Source organism: Streptomyces sp. NPDC059564, from assembly GCF_042735575.1.
GTDB lineage: Bacteria > Actinomycetota > Actinomycetes > Streptomycetales > Streptomycetaceae > Streptomyces.
Genome location: NZ_JBHWBP010000471.1, coordinates 1 through 4924 on the forward strand (window position 1 = coordinate 1; position 4924 = coordinate 4924).

At 74.6% G+C, this 4924-nt stretch carries 5 protein-coding genes; 2 read left to right on the top strand and 3 right to left on the bottom strand.

The window, feature by feature from the left end; genetic code table 11:
• Positions 1–41: 41 nt before the first annotated feature.
• A complete protein-coding gene (locus ACFV0Q_RS38350) occupies positions 42–1043 on the bottom strand; it encodes an asparaginase (protein WP_385012304.1) in 1002 nt (333 codons plus the stop codon).
• A gap of 140 nt (positions 1044–1183) precedes the next feature.
• Between ACFV0Q_RS38350 and ACFV0Q_RS38355 the strand changes: the two genes are divergently transcribed.
• On the top strand, positions 1184–1633 hold the full coding sequence (locus ACFV0Q_RS38355) for an Lrp/AsnC family transcriptional regulator (protein ID WP_385012306.1): 450 nt from the start codon (positions 1184–1186) through the stop codon (positions 1631–1633).
• 124 nt (positions 1634–1757) lie between these two features.
• Positions 1758–3632: a BTAD domain-containing putative transcriptional regulator gene (locus ACFV0Q_RS38360; protein ID WP_385012308.1), complete on the top strand. Its 1875-nt coding sequence runs from the start codon at positions 1758–1760 to the stop codon at positions 3630–3632.
• A gap of 15 nt (positions 3633–3647) precedes the next feature.
• On the opposite strand, the gene ACFV0Q_RS38365 is transcribed toward ACFV0Q_RS38360, so the two are convergent.
• Positions 3648–4229, bottom strand: coding sequence for a hypothetical protein (locus ACFV0Q_RS38365; RefSeq protein WP_385012310.1), 582 nt, complete (start codon positions 4227–4229; stop codon positions 3648–3650).
• Positions 4230–4383: 154 nt separating this feature from the next.
• Positions 4384–4924: 4'-phosphopantetheinyl transferase family protein (locus ACFV0Q_RS38370; protein ID WP_385012312.1), on the bottom strand; the 541-nt coding region annotated here is incomplete at its 5' end.

A 4924-nucleotide genomic window follows, 5' to 3' on the forward strand; every position in this document is an offset into this window, starting at 1 on the left:
CGCGGGGTCTGGGGCGGAGCCCCAGTGGCCGGGCCGCAGGGTTAGGCGTCGACCAGGGCCGGGTCGGCCGTGCCGAGGAGGTCGCGCAGGACGCGGGCCTGTTCGGCCGGGCCGTCCGAGGCGAGCAGGGCCGAGAGGACCGCGATGCGGGCCTGGCCCGCGCGGAGGGTGCCCGTGGGGACGGCGCCGACGGCTACGAGGTCCACGGCCCCGCCGTGCGTGTAGATCTCGGTGACGGGCCCGGCGGAGACCCGCGTGGTCAGCGCGACCAGCACCCCGCGGGCGATGGCGGCGGCCACCGCGTCCACGATCTCCGGGGTCGCGTTGCCCGCCCCGGTGCCGACGAGGACGATGCCCCGGGCGCCCGCCTCGACGGCGGCGTTCAGCAGCACCGGGTCGCCGTCGGCGTGGTGCATCACCATGTCCACGCGCGGCGGCAGCTCCGGCATGGCCGGCAGGGCGAGCGGGGCCGGACGCTGCGGCTCCCGCAGGACGGTGACCTTGCCGAAGCCGACCTTGCCGAGGAGCTCCTTCGAGGGGTCGGCGAACGCGTCCAGGGCCACGGCCTGGGTCTTCACGGTGCCGCGGGCCGCGTGCACCCGGCCCGCGAAGCTGATCAGGACGCCGAGGCCACGGGTGGTGGCGGCGGTGAGGAGCGCGTCGTACAGGTTCCCGGGGCCGTCGCCCTCCGCGGAGCCCATCGGCAGCTGCGAGCCGGTGAAGACGACGCTGCGCGCGTCGTGGTGGTGCAGGTCGACCAGGAAGGCCGACTCCTCCAGGGTGTCGGTGCCGTGCGTGACGACGATGCCGTCCACCTCGGGGTCGGCGAGCACCTCGTGGACGGTGCGCAGGAGGGTCAGCTGGTGGGCGGTGGTGAGGCGGGGGCTGTTCACGCTGAACAGGTCCACGACCTCGATGGTGACGCCCTCGGGCAGCGGGGCGGTGGCCATCACCTCGCGTCCGTCCGCCTCGGCGGCGAAGCCGGAGCCCATCCACCGGCTGGCTATCGTCCCGCCGGTGCTGATGACGACGATGCGTCCCATGGCCTGGCCGCCTTCCCTTGTGGTGAGATCGTGCGGATCTCGTACAGATTTGCTAGAGATGGCAATGATAGTGAGATCTACGCGCAATGCGATTGCGTCTTGGGGCGCACACGCAACAAACCGTGGGGGATGATTGCGCGATGGACGCCATTGACCACGAAATCTTGCGCGAGCTTCAGCGCGACGGCCGCCTCAGCAACCAGGAGCTGGCCCAGCGGGTCGGCCTGACCCCCTCCCCCTGCATGCGCCGCGTGCGGCAGCTGGAGCAGGACGGGGTGATCCAGGGCTACCGGGCGGTGATCGACCCCGAGGCGGTCGGGCGCGGCTTCGAGGTGCTGGTGTCGGTCGAGGTCCGCCGGGACCGGGAGGCCGTCGAGGCCTTCGAGGCGGCCCTCCAGGACATCCCCGACGTCATCGAGGCCTACCGCCTGTTCGGCAGCCCCGGGTGCCTGCTGCGCATCGCCGTCGCGGACCTGCGCGCGTACGAGCGGCTGTGGATCGAGCGGCTGACCGCGCTGTCCGGGGTCACCGAGGTCAACTCCCAGATCATCATGAAGCGCATCAAGGAGCCCACCGGCCTGCCCGTCTGACGCCCCGCCGGCCGCGGATATCGCCGCCCTCCCGGAGCCGGACGCACAGCGATAACCCTCCAATAAGGCCCCCGATTAGCTTCTGGAATCCAGAACGGATGCTGACACCAGAAGGGGGTGCCGCATGGACTTCCGGCTGCTCGGGCCGATCGAGGCCAAACGGGGAGGCGGCAGTACGATCCCGCTCTCCGGTTCCAAGGTCCATACGGTGCTCGCGGCACTGCTGCTGTCCGAAGGACGCGTGGTCTCCGATGCCCGGCTCAGCGCACTCCTGTGGGGGTGGGACCCGCCGGCGACGGCGAGCGCGCAGATCTACACGTACATGTCGAGGCTGCGCAAGCACCTGGGCACGGAGATCGAGATCGTCCGGCGGCAGCCCGGCTACGTGCTGCGGGCACCCGGGGCGTGGATCGACCTGACCGAGTTCGACCGCCTGGACCGGCTGGGCCGCGAGGCGCTCGCCGAACGCCGCTTCGAGGAGGCCGGCGCACTGCTGCGCGAGGCCCTGGAGCTGTGGCGGGGCACGGCGCTGGCCAACGCGACCGAGCAGCTGATCGAGGCGGAACTGCCCCGGCTGGAAGAGGCGCGCATGATCGCGCTGGAGAGCCGGATCGAGGCCGACCTCGCCGTCGGCCGCCACGAGCAGGTCACCGCCGAGCTCACCGGGCTGGTCGCCGAGCACCCCGTACGGGAACGCCTGCGCGCCCAGCTGATGACGGCCCTGTACCGCTGCGGGCGGCAGGCCGACGCGCTGCACACCTACTACGAGGGGCGCGCGGTCCTCGCCGACCAGCTGGGGGTGGACCCGGGCGAGGCGCTCGGCTCCACCTACCAGGCGGTGCTCGGCGGCGGCCTCGGGCTGGGTTCGGGTACGGGCACGGGCGGGTCCGGCGAGGACGGCCCGCAGGCCCCGGCGGCGGCTCCCGCTCCGGGTCCGGCGACGGCGGCGGTCGCCGCCCCGGCGCCGGTACGGACCGTGCCCGCGATGCTGCCGGCCCCGTACGGGGAGTTCACCGGGCGGCGGACCGAACTGGCCGGGCTGCGCGGCCGGCTGAGCCGCGAGGACGGCCGCCCGCGCCGGCTGCTGATCACCGGCATGGCCGGGGTGGGCAAGACGGCGCTGGCGGTGCGCGCCGCCCAGGACTGCGCCGCGCGCTTCCCCGACGGGCAGCTGTTCGTGGAGCTCTGCCACCCCGACGGCGCCCCGAAGGAGCCCGCCGAGGTGCTGGTCCGGCTGTTGCGCGCACTCGGTGAGGCGCCTGCGGCCGCCGCCTGTGACGACCTGGAGGAGCTGGTCCGGCTGTACCGGACGCGGACCTCGGGCGCCCGGCTGCTGCTGGTGCTGGACGGTGCGGTGGGCGACCGGCAGGTGGCCCCGCTGCTGCCGGGCGGTCCGGAGTCGGCGGTGCTGATCACCAGTCAGGCCCGGCTGGCCCGGGTCGCCGGAGCGGACACCACCGCGCTGGCCCTGGTCGACGACGAGGAGGGGCTGGAGCTGCTGGCCTCACTGGTGGGCCGGGACCGCGTCGACGCGGACCCGGACGCGGCCGACGACCTGGTGGCGTACTGCGCCGGGCTGCCGCTGGCCCTGCACATCACCGGGGCCCGGCTGGCGGCGCGCCCGCACTGGCCCTTGGCGCGCCTCGCCGCCCGGCTCGCCGATCCGGCGGCCAGGCTGGGCGAGCTGTCGTACGGGGACGTGAGCGTGCGGGAGGCCCTGGTGCACTCCGTACGGCGGCTGGAGGAGCCGGAGCTGGCCGCGCTGACCGGGCTGGCCGACGGGGACGCCGAACCCTTCTGCGCCCAGTACGCGGCGCTGGTGCTGGGCACCGCGGAGGAGGAGGCGGAGGCGGCGCTGGACGCCCTGGTGGACCGCGCCCTGCTGGAACTGTCCGGGCTGGACGCCCAGGGCAGGCCGCTGTACCGGTGGAACGACCTGGTCCGGCTGCTGGCGGCCTCCCTGACCACCCGTGACGCCTTCCCCTCCGCGGTGCGGTGAGTCATGCGGCGGCGTTCACCACGAGCTGTGGGAGCGCAGGTGGACGGTGCCGGTCGGGCGCAGGGCCGGCTCGATGGTCTCCCGCACGATCGTCCACACGTCGCCGACGACCCGCTCGCGCGGGGGCCGGGGCGAGCGGGACAGCGCGTCGGCGGCTATCGCCCAGGCCGACGCGACCGCGGCCGTGGCCCGCACCTCGGCGGACGGCTTCGCGGCCTTCGCCCGGGCCCGGCCGACATCGATGCGGAACGCGAGTTCCGCGGCCTGGCCGAGCTGGACCTCGCGGATGACCCGGGTGACGGGGAGCGCGAAGACGGCCGGCGAGAGCGGGTGCGCGTAGACCTGGCGGACCCAGGTGGAGAAGCGCAGCCGTTCCCGCTCCTCCCAGCCGCCGCGCGCGGCCGGGCCCGGGTCATCGCCCTCCACGGCCTCGGCGATCTCCTCGAAGTACGCGGCGAGGTCCTGCGGGGTGAGCCCCAGCAGCTGCTCGGGCGGGTCGAAGGCGGTGGCGCCGGCCGGGAGTTCGGCGGTGGAGGCGGCCTGGAAGGCGTTCTCCGCGATCAGCTGTTCCACGGGGAAGAAGGACTCGATGGTCATGGCTCTGCGGCCTTTCGCTGAGGCGGTACCAGGGGGACGGGGTGGGGCGGTGACGGGTGCGGTGCCGACGGGTTCGGTGCCGGCGTGTGGAGCGGCGGTGCCGGGGTGGGACGGGAGGGCTGCCGCAGGCGCGGGGTACGCGGCCGGGGACGGTTCAGCGGTCCGCGTGGTGGTGCACGGGTCCGTGCGCGGCGGGTCCCGCCGGCCGGGCCAGCGCGACGGCGACGCCGTCGAAGAGCCGGAGGTCCTCGACCGTCCACGCGGTGGTCCGGCCGCGGTGGGTGTGGGTGACGCGGACCGGTCCGCCACGGGCCGGATGGGTTTCCAGCAGGCCCAGTTCGACGCCGGACAGTCCGAGGCCGGTGGCTTTGACCACGGCCTCCTTCCGGGTCCAGATGCGGTAGAAGGCGGCGTCCCGCTCCGGTCCGGGCGCGAGCGCGCCCAGGTGTTGGCGTTCCGCGGCGGTGAGGTCCGGGTCGGTGGTCGCCGAGGCGCGGACCGGGCGCACGGCCTCGGCGTCGACGCCGATCGCCGTGCCCGCGCCGACCACGAAGATCCCGCAGCCCGCCGTACGGGTCATGCCGATCGGGAGCCGCAGGGCCGGGACGACGAGCTTCGGCGGGCCGTGGCTGCCGTCGCCGCAGCCGGGACACGTGTGCCGGCCCAGCGCGATCTCCCGGGGGTCGAGTCCGAAC

Excerpts from the sequence above, each read along its gene's own strand:
- ACFV0Q_RS38350 (WP_385012304.1), bottom strand. The coding sequence starts at position 1,043 with ATGGGACGCATCGTCGTCATCAGCACCGGCGGGACGATAGCCAGCCGG.
- ACFV0Q_RS38355 (WP_385012306.1), top strand. The coding sequence starts at position 1,184 with ATGGACGCCATTGACCACGAAATCTTGCGCGAGCTTCAGCGCGACGGC.
- ACFV0Q_RS38360 (WP_385012308.1), top strand. The coding sequence starts at position 1,758 with ATGGACTTCCGGCTGCTCGGGCCGATCGAGGCCAAACGGGGAGGCGGC.
- ACFV0Q_RS38365 (WP_385012310.1), bottom strand. The coding sequence starts at position 4,229 with ATGACCATCGAGTCCTTCTTCCCCGTGGAACAGCTGATCGCGGAGAAC.